Below are 19507 nucleotides of genomic sequence, written 5' to 3'. Positions count from 1 at the left end.
AAGCATCCGAGTTTTTGTTAAAGATTTAATTTTTGGAGCGAAAAATGGCTCAAGCTAACTCCCAAGTCCAGGGAAAAATTGTTCAGTGTATTGGCGCTGTGGTGGACGTTGAGTTCCCACGTGACAAGATGCCCGGCATTTATGACGCGCTGAAGATGGAAGGCTCTACCCTGACGCTGGAAGTTCAGCAGCAGCTGGGTGACGGCATCGTCCGTACCATCGCTTTGGGATCTTCCGACGGCTTGCGTCGCGGCATGATCGTGTCCAACACCGAGAAGCCCATCATGGTCCCCGTGGGCCAGGCTACTCTGGGTCGCATCATGGACGTGTTGGGTGCGCCCATCGACGAACGTGGTCCTGTAGCTTCCGAGCTGACAGCATCTATCCACCGCAAGGCTCCTACTTACGACGAGCTGAGCCCATCGCAAGAGTTGCTGGAAACCGGCATCAAGGTGATTGACTTGGTTTGCCCGTTTGCCAAGGGCGGCAAGGTCGGTCTGTTCGGTGGTGCCGGTGTGGGCAAAACCGTGAACATGATGGAACTGATCAACAACATCGCCAAGGCGCACAGCGGTTTGTCCGTGTTTGCCGGTGTGGGTGAGCGTACCCGTGAAGGGAACGACTTCTATCACGAGATGGCTGACTCCGGCGTTGTGAATCTGGAAGACCTGCCCAAGTCCAAAGTGGCAATGGTGTACGGCCAGATGAACGAGCCACCAGGCAACCGTTTGCGCGTTGCATTGACTGGTTTGACCATTGCGGAATCTTTCCGTGACGAAGGCCGTGACGTGTTGTTCTTCGTGGACAACATCTACCGTTACACCTTGGCCGGTACCGAAGTGTCCGCTCTGCTGGGTCGTATGCCTTCTGCTGTGGGCTACCAGCCTACACTGGCCGAAGAAATGGGCCGTCTGCAAGAGCGTATTACTTCTACCAAAGTGGGTTCCATCACTTCCATCCAGGCCGTGTACGTGCCTGCCGATGACTTGACCGATCCATCTCCAGCGACCACCTTCGCTCACTTGGACTCCACCGTGGTGTTGTCCCGTGACATCGCGTCCTTGGGTATCTATCCTGCTGTGGATCCTTTGGACTCCACCAGCCGCCAGTTGGACCCCAACGTAGTGGGCGAAGAGCACTACAACACTGCCCGTGCAGTGCAGGGTACTCTGCAGCGCTACAAGGAATTGCGCGACATTATTGCGATTCTGGGTATGGACGAATTGGCCCCTGAAGACAAGCTGACTGTGGCACGCGCTCGTAAGATCCAGCGTTTCCTGTCTCAGCCTTTCCACGTGGCTGAAGTGTTCACCGGCTCTCCTGGCAAGTACGTGACCTTGGCTGAAACCATCCGCGGTTTCAAGATGATCGTTGCCGGCGAATGCGACCACCTGCCAGAACAAGCGTTCTACATGGTCGGTACCATCGACGAAGCGTTCGAAAAAGCCAAGAAGGTCTAAGTCATGAACACCATCCACGTTGATGTGGTCAGTGCAGAAGAGTCCATCTTCTCCGGTGAAGCCGTCTTCGTGGCGCTTCCCGGCGAGGCTGGCGAGCTGGGCATCAAGCCCCGCCACACGCCACTGATCACGCGCATCAAGCCCGGCTCGGTGCGCATTCAAAAAGCCGATGGCGGCGAAGAATTTGTATTCGTTGCTGGTGGGCTGTTGGAAGTACAGCCGAACTGTGTGACCGTGTTGTCTGACACGGCCATACGCGGCAAGGATCTCGACGAGGAAAAATCCAATGCTGCCAAAGCGGCTGCGGAAGAAGCCTTGAAGAACGCCAAGAGCGAAATCGACATTGCCCGTATCCAATCGGAAATTGCAGTGATGGCGGCAGAGATCTCGGCAGCCCGCAAGTTCCTGAAAAAGAAGTAAGCCCTCGGTTTACCTCCGTCACAAAGCCACCCTCGGGTGGCTTTGTTGTTGGCGGCTCGGGACTATCGAATGCTCGGAGTGTCCGAAAGCTCATTCGGGTTGTGCTGGCCGGATGCCAGTGGGAAATGCGTCTGTAGCGTCTGGCTCACCGCATCAATGGCCGTGCACAATCCGGTCTCCCAGCGGCCAGCCTGCAAGCTCTCGCCTAAAGAGCCAATTAACTTTGCCCAATGCGTGTCGTCGACCTTGTGCTGTATGCCGCGGTCTGCCACCAACTCTATGGCTCGCTCAGCCAGGCACAGGTAGATAAGGACCCCGTTGTTGTATTCAGTGTCCCATACCCGGAGGCGCGAGAACTCGTCCACGGCGCGCTGGCGTAAAAGCGTCTTCATAGCCGCAGACTGCAACAGGTAGCTACTTGGCAGCGCTGACTCGATAGAGACCCTGATCTCTCCGCTATGGGTGCGCTCAACTCGGCGAACGTGGGCTGCCAATCGATCACTCAAACCTGAGGGCAACTGCCGCACGGCGTCGTCGGCCCAACAATGGCGAACCCAACGGGTCCAAAGCTGCAACATCACCATCCTCCTGAGGCGCCACCGCCTCCGAAATTACCCCCACCGCCTGAGCTGAAACCGCCGCCGTTGTCGCTACCGGACCAGCCACCCGTGCCGCCACCGGAATAGCTGCCCGCATTTACAGAGCCTGTTCCAACGCGACTGAGGCTGGAGATCAAGGTCATCACTAGGCCTGCAAAGCTGGCTAGCAGCGCCAGCCACCAGGTCTTTGTCACAAAGAAGACCACGACCCCACAAGTCACACCTATTAGCATGGAGCCTAATCGTGTCCCGAAGGCCCGGCGGGCCATGGAGCCTGCAATGGCGGACGCAAAAAATAAAAACACGGCCAAATCCATCCATTGAAATCCGGAGCCACTGCGTTGCTCGCTCTGCGGCGCAGGAAGCTGCTCGCCACGTATCAGGCCGGATAACTGGTCTACGCCGGCATCCACACCACCCGCAAAATCCCCTTGCTTAAAGCGGGGTGCAATGGTCTGCGAAATGACCCGGCTGGCCAAAAGGTCTGGGATGGCTCCTTCCAGTGTTTTGGCTACCTCAATCCGGATTTTCCGGTCTTGTTTGGCGACCAACAGAAGGAGGCCATCGCCAACGTCTTTCCGCCCCAATTTCCAGGTGTCACCGACACGTTGGGCAAACACAGCGATATCTTCCGGCGTTGTGGTCTCTACTATCAACACCACCAGTTGTGCTCCAGTCTGTTTCTCTAATGCGGCTAATTTGGATGCAAGAGCCTCACTCTGCACAGCAGTCAACGTGCCTGTTTCGTCAATCACACGCGAAGACAGTTGAGGAACGAGCCGAACGGACTGGGCCCATGCTCCCATGACGAGCAGACTCCACAGGCAGGCGGTGCAGATTGCACGCCCAAGGAGACGGGAGGCCAATAATGCAGACAAGGTTTCTACTTCTTGTTGAAGTCGACCACCGGCGGCGCGCTGATGGCCGCCTCATTGGCCACGGTGAAGGCTGGCTTGGGCTGGTAGCTGAAGACCATGGCCGTCAGGTTGCTCGGGAAGCTGCGCGCCAGTACGTTGTATTCCTGCACGCTTTGGATGTAGCGATTGCGGGCTACGGCGATGCGGTTTTCTGTGCCCTCCAGTTGTACGCGCAGATCGCTGAAACCTTGATTGGCCTTCAGGTTGGGGTACTGTTCACTCACCACCATCAGCCGGCTGAGCGCTCCGCCCAATTCGCCTTGGGCTTTCTGGAACTTGGCGAAAGCATCCGGGTTGTTCAAGGTCTCGGGGCTGACTTGCATGGAGGTTGCCTTGGCACGTGCCTCGACCACCTTGGTCAAGGTGTCTTGCTCAAAGGCCGCTTCGCCCTTGACGGTGGCTACGATGTTGGGCACCAGGTCGGCACGGCGCTGGTACTGGTTCAACACCTCACTCCATGCCGCTTGCGTCTGCTCATCCAAGCGCTGGAAATCGTTGTACCCGCAACCACTCAACAGGAGAGCCAAGGCCACGGCAACACCGCCCGCCAGTCGATGCAACCAACGTGTGCAACCCGATTTCAAAGTCGATTCCATACCCGATCCTTCCATACAAACATAGCCTCACATCCTACAGCCAGCGTACAGCACAGCCGCCGCAGATGCGAGAGAATCCCAGCATGCCAAGACAAAAAGCAAAACTGCATGCCGTAATGGGCGGTACACCCGACGAAGTCGAAGCTGCTTTCTACGAGGCCCTGCAACTGGGTGATCTCGAGAAACTCATGGCTTGCTGGGCTGATGAGGACGATATCGCCTGCATTCACCCCGGCGGCGGCCGCCTGATGGGTGCGGGCGCCATCCGCGCAGCATTTGAAGCCATGTTTGCGCATGGTGGCGCCGTGCAAGTACGGCCGGAACACATACGACGGGTGGACTCCATCGCGAGCGCTGTCCACCATGTGCTGGAAAAGGTCGATATTCTCACGCCTGAGGGGCCGAGCAGCGCCCATGTGATTGCCACCAACGTGTATCACAAGACCCCGCAAGGCTGGCGCCTCGTCGTGCACCACGCCAGCCCCGGAACACCTGAAGATGCAACGGGTCATCTGCACTCTCCCCAGGTATTGCATTGAATAGGCATCTAGCGCCCATGAATAATGCGCGAGCAGCTATGAATTATGTAGCGCCAGCCTGGCTCCCCGGGGGTAACCTGCAGACCATCTGGCCGGCGCTGTATTCCAGGCGTGTATTTGGGCCTCACCCTCAATACCGCAGGGAGCGCTGGGATACCCCCGACGACGACTTTGTCGATGTCGACTGGCTCCACTCGTCCGTAAGCAGCGAAGCGCCATTGCTGGTGCTGTTCCACGGGCTCGAGGGTACCTCCCGCAGCCACTACGCGGAAGCCTTCGCTGACTTTGCACAATCGCGCGGCATGGCTTATGCAGTGCCGCATTTCAGAGGGTGCAGCGGAGAGCTGAACCGTGCGCCGCGCGCCTATCACTCTGGCGACTATGAGGAGATCGGATGGGTGCTCCAGCAGTTCCGCAGTCGACATCGCGGCCCCATCCTCGCTGTGGGTGTTTCCTTGGGTGGCAATGCCCTGTTGCGCTGGGCAGAGGAGTCGGGCGACTCTGCCGCGTCAACGGCCATGGCAGTGGCTGCCGTATGTTCTCCGATCGACCTTGCGGCTGGTGGCTATGCCATCGGCCGGGGTTTCAACCGGCTGGTGTACACACGCATGTTCTTGAACACCATGGTGCCCAAAGCACTGCAGAAGCTGGCTCAGTTTCCGGGGCTGTTCGATGGAGATGCATTGAAGGCTGCGCGCGATCTCTATGAATTCGACAACATCTTCACTGCCCCGCTACATGGCTTCAAAAGTACCGAGGACTACTGGGCCCGTGCATCTGCAAAGCCCCATTTGCACCGGATACGGATACCAGCACTCGTGGTGAACGCGCGAAACGATCCGTTTGTTCCCGCTTGGAGTCTGCCTTCACAGGCAGATGTAGGGCAGCACGTGACACTCTGGCAACCGGCTCACGGTGGACATGTCGGTTTTCCGCAAGGACGGGTACCGGGGCACGTGCGCACCATGCCGGAAGCCGTAGGGTCGTGGCTAGCTGGCTCCCTTTCAGGCGGAATGAACTAGCTATGGACGATATCGTGAAGCAGGCGATGGCCAAGTGGCCGAATGTGCCGGATTGTTTTGGATGGCTGGGCTTGGACGGCCGCGGTGATTGGTACCTTCGAGACGACGCCGCACAGGCGGCCGGAGCTTTCACCAGCGGGGCCCAAGGTGCCAAAGGCAGCCGCCTGCAACACGAGAAACTGATTGACTTCATCCAGCGCAACTACGCTGTTGACGCTGACGGTTGCTGGTACTTCCAGAATGGACCGCAGCGGGTGTACGTCGAACTGCAACACACGCCATGGGTCTGGCGCGTCAGCTCAAGCGGCGAGGTGGCCTCCCACAGTGGCTTGCCTACCCAAGTCTCGGCCAGCTATCTGGACGAGGCGGGCCACCTCTATCTGGCAACTCCACTCGGCATGGGTCTTGTGCACACGGCTGACATGGAGAACGCTGCTGCTATGGTGGAGGCGGGCCATTGGGCCCCGGAGGATGTGAGTCAGGCGACCCTAGAAAGCCGCTTTGGCTTTCTTCGCAGTCCTTCAGCCCGGCTGAAAACAACGTAGAGGTGCTATAAAAAAAGTAGCTGCTCGCGCAAGTTCTACGGGCGCCTGGCACAAAAAAGCCGACGTGAAGTCGGCTTTTTTGAAGTCTGTTGAAAGCTTACTTGGCTTCGGCAGCAGGCTTCTTGGGCTCATCGAATTTGGCACCACCGGCGTTGGCCATGTAGACCACAGCACGGGCAACTTCATAATCAGAGAAATCACCACCCCCTTGAGCGCCCATGGCGCCTTTGCCTTTGATGGCAGAGGTGTACAGAGCCTCAAAGCCGGTCTTCACGCGTGCGCCCCAAGCGGCGGTGTCGCCAAATTTAGGTGCGCCTGCAGCGCCAGTCGCGTGGCACGCAGCGCACTGGGCCTTGAACACTTCTTCACCGCTCTTCATTTCGCGGTTGGCATCGCGGATTTCCACCATGCCGACTTTTTGAATGCGCTCAGCGGTCGCTTTTTCCATGTTGACCGCACCAGCCGCGGGTTTGTTGGCAGAAGTGACGTAGTACACGAGCCCGATGATCACGAAGATGGGGATCACAAAAGAGAAGAATGCCGCCAACAGCAATTGTTTGGGCGTTTTGATAGGGCCAGTGTGGTCTTCTTCGTGCCCGGTGGCTTGGCTGTTGTCGCTCATGTGTGTCCTCAAATTAATCGGGGGCTTTCAATCTGGTCGCGATTATAGCGGCCGCCCCTTTGAAAACACCTACAATCCCAGCTCTGTTGCGGCTGTAGCTCAGTGGATAGAGTATTGGCCTCCGAAGCCAAGGGTCGTGGGTTCGATCCCCGCCAGCCGCACCACATTTTTGCAAAGCATAGCCTGCACTTGAATGTTTCATTAGCGCTCTGTGCGCTCACCTCCAGGGGTGATGTCCCCAGTGTCCGTAGCCGAAATGCAGATTTACCGGCGGAAAGTAGTAGGGGCGCGGGTAGTACGGCTGATAAATCACACGGAACTCAATAACCGGCGCGGGCACGTAGGTTTGCTGCACCACAGGCGCCTGTGGGGTGTATGCCGGGTTCGGGTTGTTCAAACCCACCGGAGTGACTTGCAACTGCACAGTCGGGCCCGGGTCGTGGGGCATCTGCACCGAATATTGCCGGCCTGCGTACTCGTAAATCACGTTGTAGCCCACCGTCCGGTTTTCATAGAAATTTTGCGTGTTGCAGTTGCGCACCGTCTGCATTTGGGGTGGAGGTGATCCCTCAATGCGGTCGCCAAGTACAGCTCCGCCCAAGACACCGATCACCGTCGCAGCCGCATTGCCTGCGCCACGACCCACTGCATTCCCGATGGCACCGCCCGCAACTGCGCCCATGGCGGCACCGGCCCCTGATTTCTGGGGAATGACTTCAACCTGCTGGTCGGTACACACTTGCCGCGGAGTGGCTACTTGCTGAACGATAGCTTGGGTGGAGATCACCCGTCCGACCTCCTGTGCTCCGCTGGCTCCTGCAGCGCAGAGCAAGGACAAGGTGAAAAGTGTTTTGAATGTCATGGCATGGTGCTCAAAGTGGCGCCCATTCTGGATCGGGGTCGTCAATCAAGGACGAAGTAGATTTGCTGCCGGGTAAAGAGCCTGCGCCGCAAATCAAATCCAGGGCTTTGTTCCATTAACTCCGGGTGGTACCTCGGGGTTTACCGTTGCAATGTAAAGATGCCGGTGGAGCCCACCGTCACTCTGAAAGGCTATCCGCCCACACCAGTGCTTCCATGTGCGCCATGTTGATATGCCGCAGGGAGTAGGGCAGTCGACTGAATGCCACCGAGAACGCGGCCTCATCGTCCGATTCGCAAGCGCACACCAAGGCCAGCAATGCACCGAACTTCCCGTCGCCGGTCAATAGGGCGTGCGAGACCGCATCGTCCAGCGCCAGTTGTTGCACCAGATCTTCCATGGGCTGACCCAGCAGGGTATCGATTTGCGACAAAAGCCCCACCAAGAACGCAGCCCCAGCCTCTTCCGCATCCATGCTGTGCTGGGCCAGCAGTTCCATCATCCGTCCTCGAACGACTGCAGCTGTGCCTTGAATGTTGGTATGCGCATGGGTGTTGGTGAGAAGCATGGCCGCCCAGCGCACCAGGCGGCCATAACCCAGCAGCATGATGGCCTGGCGGATAGAAGTGACCTTTTGTCGCATGCCTGAGGAGGCAGAGTTGATGATGCGCAGCAGGCTGACCCCCAAGGCAGCGTCCTTTTTGAGCACGGTTTCCACTTCATCCAGGGACGCCTCGGCTTGCACCAGTTTGAACAATTGGATGGCACTGGCTTGGCTCGGGGACAGAACCTTGGACTGCACCGTCTCGGGAATGGAAAACCAATAGCCTTGAAATTCCTCAACCCCCAACGCACGCATGGCTTCAAACTGGGCGCTGTCCTCCACTTTTTCCGCGATCAAACTGGCGGGTGTGCGTTGCCTGGCCGCGGCAACCAGTGGCTTGTATTGCTGAACCTCGGTGCTCGAGGCATTGAGCTTGACGAAATCCGCCAATGCCTGCCAGGGCTTGTAAACAGGCGCGACCACACTGTGCTTAAAGGCCAGCCTGAAGCCCCTCGACTTCAATGCCACAAGTGCCGGCACCTGCGATGCGATGAAGTCTGCAGCGTGTTGGGGGGCGGGCGCTATCTCGATCACGGTTTTGGCCGGGGTCAGAAAGTCCCATTGCGGCCCCGCCAAGCCCTTGTGAACCGAATGAATAAAGATGTCGTGGTTGCTGGTGGCAAAAGGCGCTGCACTTTGGGCAACCGCATGCAGCGCCAGGGCGACATCGCTGGCCTGTGAATGCCCGGATGCCACAGCCGACCGGTTGAACAGCTCATAAGCCAATACGGAACGCTCCGCGTTCACGATGGGCTGTCTGGCGATGGAAATACGGTCCAGGACTTCGCCGGGTACCGGGCTGTGGTCAGGCATGATCTGCGTTCTCCCCCTGCATGGGGCTCAGACTAACCCAGACAACGAAAGCAGACAAGCGGCGGGGAGATTCCGCCGCGCTGCAGCCCGGTTACAACGGCAAGCCGACGTAGTTTTCGGCCAATGCGGTAGACGCGGCCTTGGATTGAACCAGATAGGCCAGCTCCGCATCCTGAAGCTTTTGGCCGATCGCGCCGCCGTCTGGGAAGCGGTGCATCAGGCTGGTGAACCACCATGAAAATCGCTCGCCTTTCCAGATCCGTTGCAGGCAGCGCTGCGAGTAATGGTCGATACCGGCGTTGGAGCGCTCGGTGTAATACTCGGTGAATGCGCTGGAAAGGTACTTCACATCCGTGGCCGCCAGATTCAGCCCCTTAGCCCCGGTGGGGGGAACAATGTGCGCCGCATCGCCGGCCAGGAACATGCGGCCGAAACGCATGGGTTCGGCGACAAAGCTCCGTAGGGGCGCAATGCTCTTTTCCAGAGAGGGGCCCGTGACCAAAGTCTCACGTGCTTCTGGGTCCAGACGTTGTCGCAGCTCGTGCCAGAAGGCTTCGTCCGACCAGTTCTCCGCCTTTTCGGTCAGGGGCACTTGCACGTAATAGCGACTGCGCGTCGCGCTGCGTTGAGAGCACAGGGCAAAGCCCCGGGTGCTGTTGGCGTAAATCAGCTCATGGTGTACCGGAGGCGTATCTGACAACACCCCCAGCCAACCGAAGGGATACACCTTTTCATATTCCGTCACCGCGCCTTCCGGCACGCTGGCGCGGCATACGCCGTGAAAGCCGTCGCATCCGGCGATGAAGTCGCAGTCCAGCGTGTGCCAGGCACCGTCTTGTTGGTAGCGTACCTGGGGGTGCTGGGTATCAAAGTCATGCACCGAAACATCACCGGCCTGGTACACCGTGGGGAGCCCCGCTGCCTGCCGGGCGGCCATCAAATCCCGGGTGACTTCTGTCTGTCCGTAGACCATGACTTGCTGCCCGCCTGTGAGCGAATGGAGGTCAATGCGGTGGCGCTCGCCGCCGAAGAGCAAATCAAAGCCGGTATGGGGCAGTCCTTCCTGATGCATGCGCGTGCCAACGCCAGCTTCGTCCAGCAAGTCGGTGGTGACTTGTTCCAACACCCCGGCGCGTATGCGCGAGAGCACGTAATCAGCGCTTTGACGCTCCAGAATCACGTTGGCTATGCCTGCTTTGTGCAGCAACTGACCGAGCAAAAGTCCGGATGGCCCCGCTCCAATGATGGCGACTTGAGTCCGCATGTGGTGTCCTTCAGAGAGATGGAAGTGAGCGTAGAACCCGCCGGCTCGGAAGTCACCACACAGATTTCAACTTTGTGCGATTATTGGAATCGATGCGCGAATGTCGCGCAAAAACAGAGAGTTTCCACATGCCAAGAACCCCCAAGACAGACCCTGCCTCATCCATCGCCAAAGCGGATCTGATCGCCGGAATGGCCAAGGGCATGGCGGTGCTGGAAAGCTTTGACACCGAGCGCCAACGCCTGAATGCCACTTTGGCCGCCCAGCGTGCCGGAATTACCCGCGCAGCAGCACGCCGTCATTTGCTGACGCTGGCCTCGCTGGGGTATCTGGAGAGTGATGGCAGCTATTTCTGGCTGTCCAGCAAGGTGTTACGGTTCTCCGGCACTTATTTGTCATCCGCGCGGTTTCCCCGGGCGGTGCAACCCACGTTGAACCGTTTGGCAGCCCAGACCCAGGAATCGTTTTCCGCCGTGGTGCTGGATGGCAGCGAGGTGGTCATCGTGGCCCGTAGTGGCAATGATTGGCGCAGCTCCGCCACCGGCAAAACCCAGGTGTTGGCCTATGGCCTGCACCTGGGCGCGCGACTGCCGGCCCATGCCACTTCTACCGGGCGCGTCTTGCTGGCAGGACTCAGCCCCGCCGGATTGACCGGGTGGCTGCAGGCTTACCCCTTGCGCAGGCTCACTGCACACACCGTGACCGATGTGCCGACCTTGCTCTCTCACATCGAATCGGCTCGCCAAAAAGACTACAGCCTTGCTGTGCAAGAGCACGAGTTGGGGGTGCAGGCCTTGGCAGTACCCTTGCGTAATGCCGGTGGTCATGTCGTAGGTGCATTGAATGTAGTGGCCGCACCGCACCGGTGGAGCACGGATGAGTTCATCGCTGCCTTGCTCCCCGTCTTGCAAGACGCTGCGCAAGAGCTTCGCGCTTTGGTGTGATCCAAGCACGCGGCGCCGGGAGTTGGTCGGGATGAATGCTTAAACCTGGAGGTGGCGGGTAATCGTCTGCTTGTTTGAAAGTTGACAAAATACGACGAATCGTTATATTTCAAATACATTGAATTTAACGAATGAAAATCATGTCGCAATCTCGTAAACCAGTGGATCCATTTGTTTCCAGTTTTTGGCTGAATCCAAACGTTTCCTCCCGAATTCCCTCAGGTTTCAAAACTTGCTTGGAAAAACCCATTGAAATCCGGGATCCTGAGCCGGAATATGCGCTGACGGTGCCTGCTGAATTGTCCGCGTTGAACACTCCCGGCGACAAGAACGAGTGGCATTGAGAACACTTCTCGCTCTGCGAGAGGCTTCTGAAATTCATAAATTACTTGTTTTTGAATTTGTAAACCAAAGGGGCATGCTCTAAATCAGTGTACGGAAAGCCCGAGGACTTGCATAAAATGCAATGGAAGCCCCAAAACTGAGAGATTTAAATTTCAGTGCGGGTTAGTGAACTCCAACAGCAGCCGTACCATGACCAACAGCAGCGATGTCCTGACCACTCAACAAGCCGCCCGCATTCTGGGCTTGTCCACCACCTCGGTGCAGAAGATGGTGATCAGCGGTGAGCTCGAAGCCTGGGTCACGCCCGGTGGCCATCGCCGCATTTTCCGTAGCGCCATCGACAAGTTGGTGCAGTCCCGCGGCACCGCAGCGCCCAGCGAATCCGGCGCTCGTCCCATGCGCGTATTGTTGGCAGAAGACGATCCGGTTCAAGTCGCTTACTTTCAGGCATTGCTGGCCCGCGGTGGTCATGAAGTGGCCTTGACCGTAGCCAGCGACGCCTCCCAGGCGCTCATCCAACTGGAACGCCAGCGCCCCGATCTGGTGGTGACCGATTTGATGATGACGCCGTTCGACGGCTACCACCTCATCAATGCCATGGCGCAGGAGCAGGCCTATCAGTCCATCGAGGTCATTGTGCTTACCGCCTTGACCCGCAAGGAAGTGGACGAGGACGGCCGTTTGCCCAATTGGGTCACTTTGTATCAAAAGCCCTTGCAAGCAGAGCGTCTGCTGGGCTATCTGGATGCGTTGGCCACCCGTTTGAATCGCAACGGTCAATTCATCCACGCGCCTGCACAACCCAAACGCGGCCCTGCCGCTTGAACGGCTGCGGGGGCTCATGCCGCCGTGGCTGCCACTGAGTAACCCTCTATGCCGTTTTCCTCACTGGGCCTGACGCCGGCCCTCGCTGCTGCCATGGTGCAGCAACAGTTTTCCACACCCACACCGGTACAAACGGGAGCCATCCCGCCCGCCGTGGCAGGTCGTGATGTTTTGGTATGTGCCCAAACCGGGTCCGGCAAGACGGCGGCCTTCGCGCTGGCCGTGCTGCAGCGTTGGACGCCACCTGCCGCCTCCGGGGCTCGTCGTCCTCAAGCACTCGTTTTGGTCCCCACTCGGGAATTGGCCGTACAAGTAGGTGGCGTGCTCAGCACTCTGGCCCGTGCGGCGGGGCTGCCTGCCAAGATCTCGGTGGTGTTCGGTGGCGTGTCCATCAACCCTCAATTGATGGCCTTGCGCGGTGGAACAGACATTGTGGTGGCCACGACGGGTCGCTTGCTGGATCTGGTGGATCACAACGCGCTGCAACTTCAGCACATCCGGTGCCTGGTGTTGGATGAAGCCGATCGCATGCTCGATCTTGGATTTGCGGATGAGCTGGATCGCATCGATGCCTTGTTGCCCAAACAACACCAGAGCTTGCTGTTCTCGGCAACGTACAGCGCGGGGGTCCGGCAGCTTGCCGAATCCCGTTTGCGCGAGCCTGTTGAAATCACCATCAAGCAAGAAGAACAGGCCGCGCCCGCCATCACCCAGCATGCGATCACGGTGGATGCTTCACGGCGCACGCAACTGCTTCGGCACTTGGTGGTGCAAGAGGCGTGGCCCCGGGTCCTGGTGTTTGTGGCTACGAAGTACGCGGCGGAAATGGTGGCAGACAAGCTGCGCCGTGCGGGGTTGCAGGCAGAGCCATTCCATGCCCAATTGAGCCAGGGCAAGCGCACCCAGGTGCTGGCAGACTTCAAAGCCAGCGTGGTTCAGGTGGTGGTCGCAACCGATGTGGCCGCCAGGGGTGTGGATATCGCTGGCCTGCCGGTGGTGGTGAACTTTGATTTGCCGCGTTCCGCCACGGACTATGTACACCGCATCGGGCGAACCGCCCGTGCCGGGCAGGCTGGCATGTCGGTGAGTTTTGTAAGCGCTGACACAGCAGCCCACTTCGCGTTGATTGAGAAACGCAATGGCGTGCAGGTGCCCCGTGAGGCTATCCGGGGCTTCGAGCCAGAACAAGTCTTGCCCGTGGTGAGCGCCGATCAGGCGGCTGGTGGCGTGAAAGGGCGTCGACCCAGCAAAAAAGACAAACTACGTGCAGCCGGTCTGCTGCCACCTCTCGCTTGATTGTGGGTTGCTATCGAATTGGTAGCTGTTCCCGCCTATTGAGCGGGCGCTAGAGGCATTTTTGATGCAAAAAACTGATTCGCCGTTCGTAATCTTGTTTATCTGCATGGGCAACATCTGCCGCAGCCCGACTGCCCATGGCGTCATGCGCCACAAGGTGGCCGCGCGGGGCTGGAGTGAGCGTGTTCACGTGGACTCTGCCGGCACCCACAATTACCACCCCGGTGAAGCACCAGACGTCCGTAGCCAGACACACGCCCGGCGCCGAGGCTATGACCTTGCTGACCTGCGGGCCCGGCAAATGGTGGAGCAAGACTTTGCGCGCGCTGACCTGATTCTGGTGATGGACTGGGACAACCTCGCCTTGGTGCAAGCACTTTGCCCACCGTACGCAGGCCACAAGGTGCGCCGCCTGACTGAGTTTTGTCAGCGCCATGATGCTCCGGTGGTGCACGACCCCTACTACGGCGGTGACGCGGGCTTCGAGGCCGTTTTGGACCTCGTGGAGGACGCCTGTGATGGCGTGTTGCTCCATGTGGAGCGACAGGGCCGGCGCTTCTTGTAGGCGGGTTGGCGCGAAGCGCAGGGGGGCTGAGCCACAATGGCTCATGACCGAACACGCCCCCCAAATCGACATTCCCCCTTCCTTTTTGGCGTTGTATGAGCCTAGTGGGCGCAGCAAGCCCACTGCGCCATCGACACAGGTCCTTGCGGACTATGAGCTTTGCGAAGACATGGCCAACATGCTGGCCCCCACCGCGGCTGACCTGCAGTTCAAGCTGGGTGTGACAGAGCAAGACGTGATGGAGCGCTGTTACAGCGGATTACGTACAGAGCCTTGTGTCCTCAATGACGCTCAATCGCGCTGGGTCGTGCAACGAATGGCTGAAATTTTGTCGTGGCCGTGGCAAAATCTTGAAAACGTTGTCAAAACGTAACTCATAGGTAACTTTATTGCCAACCCGGACACGTCTCCTTGGGGTTTGCCGCCGGTGTGGCATCTTTGTACAAAATCGGTTTTGATTTTGTAAAAAAAGCTCCGGAAAATGCCTGATTCAAGGGTTTTCCCGAGGTGGATTGAAAGGTAATTTAATTACGATTCATGAAATCTTGTCGCAGCCACCAACCGGCTGCGCACCCCGTCAGGAGCATTTCTATGAGTCAGTCTGATGTCCGCTTGCGCGGAATCATCAAAAACTACGGCAAAGCCGATGTCATCCACGGCATCGACCTCGACATCGAGCCTGGCGAGTTCGCCGTGTTTGTGGGTCCGTCCGGATGCGGCAAGACCACGCTGCTGCGCATGATCGCGGGTTTGGAAGAAATTTCCGGCGGTGACCTCAACATCGGTGGCGCACATGTCAATGATTTGGGGCCTTCTGAGCGTGGCGTGGCCATGGTGTTTCAGAGCTATGCGCTTTACCCCCATAAAACCGTGTTCGACAACATGGCCTTCGCGCTGAAGATCGCCAAAACGCCAAAAGCCGAAATCGAACGCCGCGTACGTGAGGCCTCGGACATCCTTCAGTTGACCGAATACCTGGATCGCCTGCCCAAGGCGCTGTCCGGCGGTCAGCGCCAGCGCGTGGCCATCGGCCGTGCCATCGTGCGCGACCCCAAGGTGTTCCTGTTTGATGAGCCCTTGTCAAACCTGGACGCTGCGCTGCGTACCAAGATGCGCGTCGAGCTGGCAACCCTGCACCGTCGCCTGGGGGCCACCATGATTTACGTAACGCATGATCAGGTCGAGGCCATGACTTTGGCCGACAAGATCGTGGTGCTCAACAAAGGCCGTGTGGAGCAGGTCGGCAAGCCGCTGGATCTTTACAACAAACCTGCCAGCCTGTTTGTTGCTGGCTTCATCGGATCACCGCAAATGAACTTTCTGGGTGGCGAACTTGCAGCGCGTCACAACGTGGCAACCATTGGTTTGCGCCCTGAGCACTTGAAGGTCACCGAGGGCGGTCCGATTCAGGGCACCCTGAAACATTCCGAGCAGCTCGGCAATGAAACCTTTGCTTACGTGAGCGCCGGTGCGTTTGGCGACATTACCGCCCGCATGGATGGCACGCTGGGCCTGCAGCCCGGTTCAGCCATATCACTGGGCTTCGCACCAGAGCACCTTTACAAGTTCAACGCCGACGGCAAGCGCGTCGACTGAAGCCACCAGTTTTTTTAACGTGTCGCGGATGGGCCGCGATGCACCATGAGGAGAAGACGATGATGAAGAAGACCATGATTGCCGGAGCATCCGCTCTGGTGTTGGGTGCAGTTGCCGCTCCGGCGATGGCTGCAGATTACAAAGGGCCGGACCTGAAGGGTGAAGTCATCACCATCACCTGCCCTTGGACTGGTGCCGAAGAAGGCATGTTCAAAAAGGTAATCGCGAATTTTGAAAAGGCCACTGGCGCTACCGTGAAGCACTCCTGCTCACAGAGCTCCGAGCAGCAGATCGTGATCGACATCAAGGCAGGTTCTCCCTCCAATATCTCGGTGTTCCCCCAGCCAGGTCTGGCCGCCAACATGGCAGCTATCGACGGCCTGAAACCACTGGGCCCCAAGGCTCAGGAATGGGTCAAAAAGAACTACGCCGCAGGCAGCTCCTGGGCTGATCTGGGTACCTACGCCAACAAGGCCGGCAAAAAAGAGTTCTACGGCATGTTCTACAACGTGAACGTGAAGAGCTTGGTGTGGTACATCCCTGAGAACTTCAAGGAAAAGGGCTACAAAGTGCCCAAGTCCATGGAAGAACTGCAGGCGTTGACCAAGAAGATCGCAGCCGATGGCGGTAAGCCATGGTGTATCGGTCTGGGCTCTGACGCTGCAACCGGCTGGCCTGCTACCGACTGGGTAGAAGACATGATGTTGCGCACCCAGACTCCCGAGGTGTACGACCAGTGGGTCAGCAACAAGATGAAGTTCAACGACAAGCGCGTGATCGAAGCGATCGAAGCCTACGGCTGGTTCGCCAAGAACGACGCCTATGTGGACGGCGGCGCCAAGGCAGTGGCTACGGTGAGCTTCAAGGACAGCCCCAAGGGCCTGTTCGGCTCCCCACCCAAGTGCTACATGCACCGTCAAGCTTCCTTCATTCCTGCATTCTTCCCCGAAGGCAAGTCTGATGAAGCGGACTTCTTCTACTTCCCTTCTTACAGCAGCAAGAAGCTCGGCAACCCCGTTCTGGGCGGTGGCACCATCATGACCATCACCAAGGAAAGCAAGGGCGCACGTGCATTCATGGAATACCTGCAGCACCCCCAGTCGCATGAAATCTGGATGGCTGAAGGCGGCTTCCTGACACCGCACAAGGGTGTGGACCTGGCCAAGTACAAGACAGCCTCGCTGAAGAAGCAAGGCGAGATCCTGCAAAACGCCACGACTTTCCGCTTTGACGGTTCTGACCTGATGCCCGGCGCAGTGGGCGCAGGCAGCTTCTGGAAGGGCATGGTCAACTACTCCGGCGGCGCATCTGCCAAAGAAGTGGCTGACGAAATCCAGAAGAGCTGGGACGCTATCAAGTAAGTATCTCCTCTGACGTCGCTTCACAGCACGTCTTCAGGCCGGCGGCTTCGGCTGCCGGCCCTTTTGAAATCTCCTTCACGACACGCAAAAGCATTGATCCCATGACTGATCAAGTTATCCAGACCATATCCGCTGTATTGGTCAGCATTGCGTTCTGCCTGCTGTACTTCGCCGGCTCCAACTTTGTGTTGGACAAAATTATTCACCTGCCGATCGGCAGCAAGCACGGCCGTGAAATGTTGCGCACCCATGTGCGACCCTGGTTATTCATTGCCCCGGCCTTGTTGCTGTTGGGCACGTACCTCGTGTACCCCCTGTTTGAAACTTTCCGTTTGAGTTTCTATGACGCCACCGGAGAGCAGTTTGTCGGACTTGCCAACTTCCGTTGGGTCTTTGTCGATCAAAACTTCTTGCTGACCATCCGCAACAACTTCATGTGGCTGCTGGTGGTGCCCGCTGCCGCTACTGCGCTCGGCCTCGTGGTTGCGGTGCTGGCGGATCGTGTGTGGTGGGGCGGCTTTGCCAAATCCATGGTGTTCATGCCCATGGCCATCAGCTTTGTGGGTGCCAGCGTGATCTGGAAGTTTGTGTACGACTTCCGCGGCCCTGAGGCCGACCAGATCGGCATCTTGAACGCCATCGTCATGGGCATGGGTTTCCAGCCTCAGGCATGGGTCACCATTCCCTTCTGGAATAACTTTTTCCTGATGGCCATCCTGATCTGGATCCAGACAGGCTTTGCCATGGTGATTCTTTCCGCCGCTTTGCGCGGAGTTCCCAATGAAACCATCGAGGCAGCCCGTATCGATGGCGCCAGCGAACTCCAAATTTTCTTTGAAATCATGGTGCCGCAAGTTATGTCCACCATTCTGGTGGTGTGGACCACCATCACTATTACAGTGCTCAAGGTGTTCGACATTGTGATGGCCATGACCGGTGGCCAATGGGATACCAGCGTGCTGGGTAATCTGATGTACGACTGGATGTTCCGTGGTGGTGGCGACTACGGCCGCAGCTCTACCCTGGCGATGGTTTTGATGTTTGCAGTGGTACCGGTGATGGCATTCAATATCCGCCGCTTCCGCACCGAGGAGGCACAGCGATGAAAAAGTATTTCTCTCTCCCTTCATTGATGGCGCAGGGCCTGTTGCTGGTCATTGTGCTGATGTGGGTGTTGCCGACATTCGGCCTGCTGGTATCGAGCTTCCGTGAAAAGACACAGCTGGTGTCCAGCGGCTGGTGGACAGCCCTCTCCACTCAGACACGTGCCGACATGCGTCGTACCGCAGGAGCACAGAGTCTGGTGAAAGAGGGTGACCGCTATGTCATAAGCGGTCGCCTGTTTCCTGAGGGTGGCGGCGTCAAGATCAAGAAGTTCTCGCTGAAGTCCTCTAATCCCAACGAATTTGCAGTGGGTACGTCTGTGGAAGTGGCCGATGGACAGGTCTTTGATGAAGAAGACGGCAAGTCCGACGGCACCTTGACCGTACAAGCCGATGGCAGCTACCGCCTGGAGCTCAGTCAGCCCTACGACAAGGACCGCGGTGTCCGCGTGTTTTATGTTGCCGAATCACCCCCGGTGTTCATGACGCAAAACTACGAAAAAGTGATTGCAGGCGAGGGCGTGGGTCAAGCCTTCCTGAATACCTTCAAGGTAACAATTCCCGCCACGTTCATCCCCATCCTGATTGCCGCGTTTGCCGCTTACGCCTTCAGCTGGATGGAGTTCCCCGGCCGCAAATTCCTGTTCATTGTGGTGGTTGGCCTGCTGGTGGTGCCTCTGCAGATGTCGCTGATTCCGCTGCTGCGCCTGTACAACCAGGTGGGCGAGGCCTTCGGGACAGAGTCCAAAACTTACCTCGGCGTTTGGTTGGCCCACTCTGCGTTCGGTTTGCCGCTGGCAATCTACTTGTTGCGCAACTACATCGCTTCATTGCCACGCGACATTATCGAAAGTGCGCGTATGGATGGCGCCTCGCACTTTCAGATTTTTACCGGCATCGTGTTGCCTCTGTCCATTCCGGCGTTGGCCAGTTTTGCGATCTTCCAGTTCCTCTGGGTGTGGAATGACTTCCTGATTGCGCTGGTGTTCCTGGGCAAGGCGCCGGACCAGGTGGTGCTGACCATCAAGCTTAATGATTTGCTGGGTTCACGCGGTGAGAGCTGGGAGATTCTGACGGCCAGCGCATTCGTGTCGATTGCGGTCCCGGTCGCTGTTTTCTTCTCCTTGCAGCGCTTTTTTGTGCGCGGCTTGCTGTCCGGCTCGGTCAAGTAAATCCGGATACATCACACACTGGCGAATTTGCGCAAGC

General features: G+C 58.0%; 22 protein-coding genes and 1 tRNA gene. 16 read left to right on the top strand and 7 right to left on the bottom strand.

Annotated features, from left to right (window positions below; genetic code table 11):
* Positions 1 to 44 precede the first annotated feature (44 nt).
* Together atpD and RAN89_RS01415 are read left to right on the top strand one after the other, a co-directional pair.
* Positions 45 to 1460 (top strand): F0F1 ATP synthase subunit beta, encoded by a 1416-nt coding sequence (gene atpD, locus RAN89_RS01420; RefSeq protein WP_087495433.1) that lies wholly within the window; start codon positions 45 to 47, stop codon positions 1458 to 1460.
* A 3-nt stretch (positions 1461 to 1463) separates the two neighbouring features.
* A complete protein-coding gene (locus RAN89_RS01415) occupies positions 1464 to 1880 on the top strand; it encodes a F0F1 ATP synthase subunit epsilon (protein WP_313867912.1) in 417 nt (138 codons plus the stop codon).
* 62 nt (positions 1881 to 1942) lie between these two features.
* Here the strand turns inward: RAN89_RS01415 and RAN89_RS01410 are convergent, their stop codons facing one another.
* The 3 genes from RAN89_RS01410 to RAN89_RS01400 are packed head-to-tail and all read right to left on the bottom strand — an operon-like array spanning position 1943 to position 3992.
* Complete coding sequence (locus RAN89_RS01410) at positions 1943 to 2458, bottom strand: TPM domain-containing protein (RefSeq protein ID WP_313867911.1); 516 nt, start codon at positions 2456 to 2458, stop codon at positions 1943 to 1945.
* A complete protein-coding gene (locus tag RAN89_RS01405; protein ID WP_313867910.1) occupies positions 2458 to 3357 on the bottom strand; it encodes a TPM domain-containing protein in 900 nt (299 codons plus the stop codon). The genes RAN89_RS01410 and RAN89_RS01405 overlap by 1 nt, the downstream gene beginning before the upstream one ends.
* Positions 3358 to 3362: 5 nt before the next feature.
* Positions 3363 to 3992: a LemA family protein gene (locus RAN89_RS01400; RefSeq protein ID WP_313867909.1), complete on the bottom strand. Its 630-nt coding sequence runs from the start codon at positions 3990 to 3992 to the stop codon at positions 3363 to 3365.
* A gap of 83 nt (positions 3993 to 4075) precedes the next feature.
* Here RAN89_RS01400 and RAN89_RS01395 point away from each other — a divergent pair, with 83 nt between their 5' ends.
* The 3 genes from RAN89_RS01395 to RAN89_RS01385 are packed head-to-tail and all read left to right on the top strand — an operon-like array spanning position 4076 to position 6098.
* On the top strand, positions 4076 to 4531 hold the full coding sequence (locus RAN89_RS01395; RefSeq protein WP_313867908.1) for a YybH family protein: 456 nt from the start codon (positions 4076 to 4078) through the stop codon (positions 4529 to 4531).
* A 38-nt stretch (positions 4532 to 4569) separates the two neighbouring features.
* Positions 4570 to 5553: a YheT family hydrolase gene (locus RAN89_RS01390; RefSeq protein ID WP_313867907.1), complete on the top strand. Its 984-nt coding sequence runs from the start codon at positions 4570 to 4572 to the stop codon at positions 5551 to 5553.
* A gap of 2 nt (positions 5554 to 5555) precedes the next feature.
* Positions 5556 to 6098, top strand: coding sequence for a DUF2946 family protein (locus tag RAN89_RS01385; protein WP_313867906.1), 543 nt, complete (start codon positions 5556 to 5558; stop codon positions 6096 to 6098).
* A gap of 97 nt (positions 6099 to 6195) precedes the next feature.
* Here RAN89_RS01385 and RAN89_RS01380 read toward each other — a convergent pair whose 3' ends face one another.
* Positions 6196 to 6720 (bottom strand): c-type cytochrome, encoded by a 525-nt coding sequence (locus tag RAN89_RS01380; protein ID WP_313867905.1) that lies wholly within the window; start codon positions 6718 to 6720, stop codon positions 6196 to 6198.
* 88 nt (positions 6721 to 6808) lie between these two features.
* Between RAN89_RS01380 and RAN89_RS01375 the strand changes: the two genes are divergently transcribed.
* Positions 6809 to 6884: transfer RNA gene (locus RAN89_RS01375), tRNA-Arg, on the top strand.
* A 53-nt stretch (positions 6885 to 6937) separates the two neighbouring features.
* Here RAN89_RS01375 and RAN89_RS01370 read toward each other — a convergent pair.
* The 3 genes from RAN89_RS01370 to pobA all read right to left on the bottom strand — a co-directional run bounded on the left by RAN89_RS01370 (position 6938) and on the right by pobA (position 10263).
* Positions 6938 to 7582, bottom strand: coding sequence for a glycine zipper 2TM domain-containing protein (locus RAN89_RS01370; RefSeq protein WP_313867904.1), 645 nt, complete (start codon positions 7580 to 7582; stop codon positions 6938 to 6940).
* 178 nt (positions 7583 to 7760) lie between these two features.
* Complete coding sequence (locus tag RAN89_RS01365) at positions 7761 to 8999, bottom strand: EAL and HDOD domain-containing protein (RefSeq protein ID WP_313867903.1); 1239 nt, start codon at positions 8997 to 8999, stop codon at positions 7761 to 7763.
* A 91-nt stretch (positions 9000 to 9090) separates the two neighbouring features.
* The gene (gene pobA, locus RAN89_RS01360; protein ID WP_313867902.1) at positions 9091 to 10263 is read right to left on the bottom strand and encodes a 4-hydroxybenzoate 3-monooxygenase; all 1173 of its coding nucleotides are present in this window, start codon (positions 10261 to 10263) and stop codon (positions 9091 to 9093) included.
* Between the two features lie 128 nt (positions 10264 to 10391).
* Between pobA and RAN89_RS01355 the strand changes: the two genes are divergently transcribed.
* The 10 genes from RAN89_RS01355 to RAN89_RS01310 all read left to right on the top strand — a co-directional run bounded on the left by RAN89_RS01355 (position 10392) and on the right by RAN89_RS01310 (position 19470).
* Complete coding sequence (locus RAN89_RS01355; RefSeq protein WP_313867901.1) at positions 10392 to 11207, top strand: IclR family transcriptional regulator domain-containing protein; 816 nt, start codon at positions 10392 to 10394, stop codon at positions 11205 to 11207.
* Between the two features lie 140 nt (positions 11208 to 11347).
* The gene (locus RAN89_RS01350; protein ID WP_313867900.1) at positions 11348 to 11551 is read left to right on the top strand and encodes a hypothetical protein; all 204 of its coding nucleotides are present in this window, start codon (positions 11348 to 11350) and stop codon (positions 11549 to 11551) included.
* Positions 11552 to 11741: 190 nt separating this feature from the next.
* Positions 11742 to 12377: a response regulator gene (locus tag RAN89_RS01345; RefSeq protein WP_313867899.1), complete on the top strand. Its 636-nt coding sequence runs from the start codon at positions 11742 to 11744 to the stop codon at positions 12375 to 12377.
* A gap of 48 nt (positions 12378 to 12425) precedes the next feature.
* Positions 12426 to 13673 (top strand): DEAD/DEAH box helicase, encoded by a 1248-nt coding sequence (locus RAN89_RS01340; RefSeq protein ID WP_313867898.1) that lies wholly within the window; start codon positions 12426 to 12428, stop codon positions 13671 to 13673.
* Positions 13674 to 13737: 64 nt separating this feature from the next.
* Complete coding sequence (locus RAN89_RS01335) at positions 13738 to 14238, top strand: low molecular weight protein-tyrosine-phosphatase (protein ID WP_313867897.1); 501 nt, start codon at positions 13738 to 13740, stop codon at positions 14236 to 14238.
* A 43-nt stretch (positions 14239 to 14281) separates the two neighbouring features.
* Entirely contained in the window at positions 14282 to 14611 is a 330-nt protein-coding gene (locus tag RAN89_RS01330; RefSeq protein WP_313867896.1) for an ATPase with chaperone activity, read from the top strand.
* A gap of 218 nt (positions 14612 to 14829) precedes the next feature.
* Complete coding sequence (locus RAN89_RS01325; RefSeq protein ID WP_313867895.1) at positions 14830 to 15834, top strand: ABC transporter ATP-binding protein; 1005 nt, start codon at positions 14830 to 14832, stop codon at positions 15832 to 15834.
* Between the two features lie 59 nt (positions 15835 to 15893).
* Positions 15894 to 17195 carry an ABC transporter substrate-binding protein gene (locus tag RAN89_RS01320; protein ID WP_198301809.1) on the top strand — a complete coding sequence of 434 codons (1302 nt, stop codon included), beginning with the start codon at positions 15894 to 15896 and terminating at the stop codon, positions 17193 to 17195.
* A gap of 101 nt (positions 17196 to 17296) precedes the next feature.
* Positions 17297 to 18301: a carbohydrate ABC transporter permease gene (locus tag RAN89_RS01315; protein WP_313867894.1), complete on the top strand. Its 1005-nt coding sequence runs from the start codon at positions 17297 to 17299 to the stop codon at positions 18299 to 18301.
* Positions 18298 to 19470 (top strand): carbohydrate ABC transporter permease, encoded by a 1173-nt coding sequence (locus tag RAN89_RS01310; RefSeq protein WP_313867893.1) that lies wholly within the window; start codon positions 18298 to 18300, stop codon positions 19468 to 19470. Before RAN89_RS01315 ends, RAN89_RS01310 begins: the two co-directional genes overlap by 4 nt.
* The last annotated feature ends 37 nt before the right edge of the window (positions 19471 to 19507 follow it).

It is taken from the genome of Rhodoferax mekongensis (genome assembly GCF_032191775.1).
Lineage (GTDB): Bacteria > Pseudomonadota > Gammaproteobacteria > Burkholderiales > Burkholderiaceae_C > Allorhodoferax > Allorhodoferax mekongensis.
Note: the sequence above shows the minus strand (reverse complement) of the source record. Positions and strands in the feature narration are given on the sequence as shown.

Excerpts from the sequence above, each read along its gene's own strand:
- atpD (WP_087495433.1), top strand. The coding sequence starts at position 45 with ATGGCTCAAGCTAACTCCCAAGTCCAGGGAAAAATTGTTCAGTGTATT.
- RAN89_RS01415 (WP_313867912.1), top strand. The coding sequence starts at position 1,464 with ATGAACACCATCCACGTTGATGTGGTCAGTGCAGAAGAGTCCATCTTC.
- RAN89_RS01410 (WP_313867911.1), bottom strand. The coding sequence starts at position 2,458 with ATGTTGCAGCTTTGGACCCGTTGGGTTCGCCATTGTTGGGCCGACGAC.
- RAN89_RS01400 (WP_313867909.1), bottom strand. The coding sequence starts at position 3,992 with ATGGAATCGACTTTGAAATCGGGTTGCACACGTTGGTTGCATCGACTG.
- RAN89_RS01395 (WP_313867908.1), top strand. The coding sequence starts at position 4,076 with ATGCCAAGACAAAAAGCAAAACTGCATGCCGTAATGGGCGGTACACCC.
- RAN89_RS01390 (WP_313867907.1), top strand. The coding sequence starts at position 4,570 with ATGAATTATGTAGCGCCAGCCTGGCTCCCCGGGGGTAACCTGCAGACC.
- RAN89_RS01385 (WP_313867906.1), top strand. The coding sequence starts at position 5,556 with ATGGACGATATCGTGAAGCAGGCGATGGCCAAGTGGCCGAATGTGCCG.
- RAN89_RS01380 (WP_313867905.1), bottom strand. The coding sequence starts at position 6,720 with ATGAGCGACAACAGCCAAGCCACCGGGCACGAAGAAGACCACACTGGC.
- RAN89_RS01370 (WP_313867904.1), bottom strand. The coding sequence starts at position 7,582 with ATGACATTCAAAACACTTTTCACCTTGTCCTTGCTCTGCGCTGCAGGA.
- RAN89_RS01365 (WP_313867903.1), bottom strand. The coding sequence starts at position 8,999 with ATGCCTGACCACAGCCCGGTACCCGGCGAAGTCCTGGACCGTATTTCC.
- pobA (WP_313867902.1), bottom strand. The coding sequence starts at position 10,263 with ATGCGGACTCAAGTCGCCATCATTGGAGCGGGGCCATCCGGACTTTTG.
- RAN89_RS01355 (WP_313867901.1), top strand. The coding sequence starts at position 10,392 with ATGCCAAGAACCCCCAAGACAGACCCTGCCTCATCCATCGCCAAAGCG.
- RAN89_RS01350 (WP_313867900.1), top strand. The coding sequence starts at position 11,348 with ATGTCGCAATCTCGTAAACCAGTGGATCCATTTGTTTCCAGTTTTTGG.
- RAN89_RS01345 (WP_313867899.1), top strand. The coding sequence starts at position 11,742 with ATGACCAACAGCAGCGATGTCCTGACCACTCAACAAGCCGCCCGCATT.
- RAN89_RS01340 (WP_313867898.1), top strand. The coding sequence starts at position 12,426 with ATGCCGTTTTCCTCACTGGGCCTGACGCCGGCCCTCGCTGCTGCCATG.
- RAN89_RS01335 (WP_313867897.1), top strand. The coding sequence starts at position 13,738 with ATGCAAAAAACTGATTCGCCGTTCGTAATCTTGTTTATCTGCATGGGC.
- RAN89_RS01330 (WP_313867896.1), top strand. The coding sequence starts at position 14,282 with ATGACCGAACACGCCCCCCAAATCGACATTCCCCCTTCCTTTTTGGCG.
- RAN89_RS01325 (WP_313867895.1), top strand. The coding sequence starts at position 14,830 with ATGAGTCAGTCTGATGTCCGCTTGCGCGGAATCATCAAAAACTACGGC.
- RAN89_RS01320 (WP_198301809.1), top strand. The coding sequence starts at position 15,894 with ATGATGAAGAAGACCATGATTGCCGGAGCATCCGCTCTGGTGTTGGGT.
- RAN89_RS01315 (WP_313867894.1), top strand. The coding sequence starts at position 17,297 with ATGACTGATCAAGTTATCCAGACCATATCCGCTGTATTGGTCAGCATT.
- RAN89_RS01310 (WP_313867893.1), top strand. The coding sequence starts at position 18,298 with ATGAAAAAGTATTTCTCTCTCCCTTCATTGATGGCGCAGGGCCTGTTG.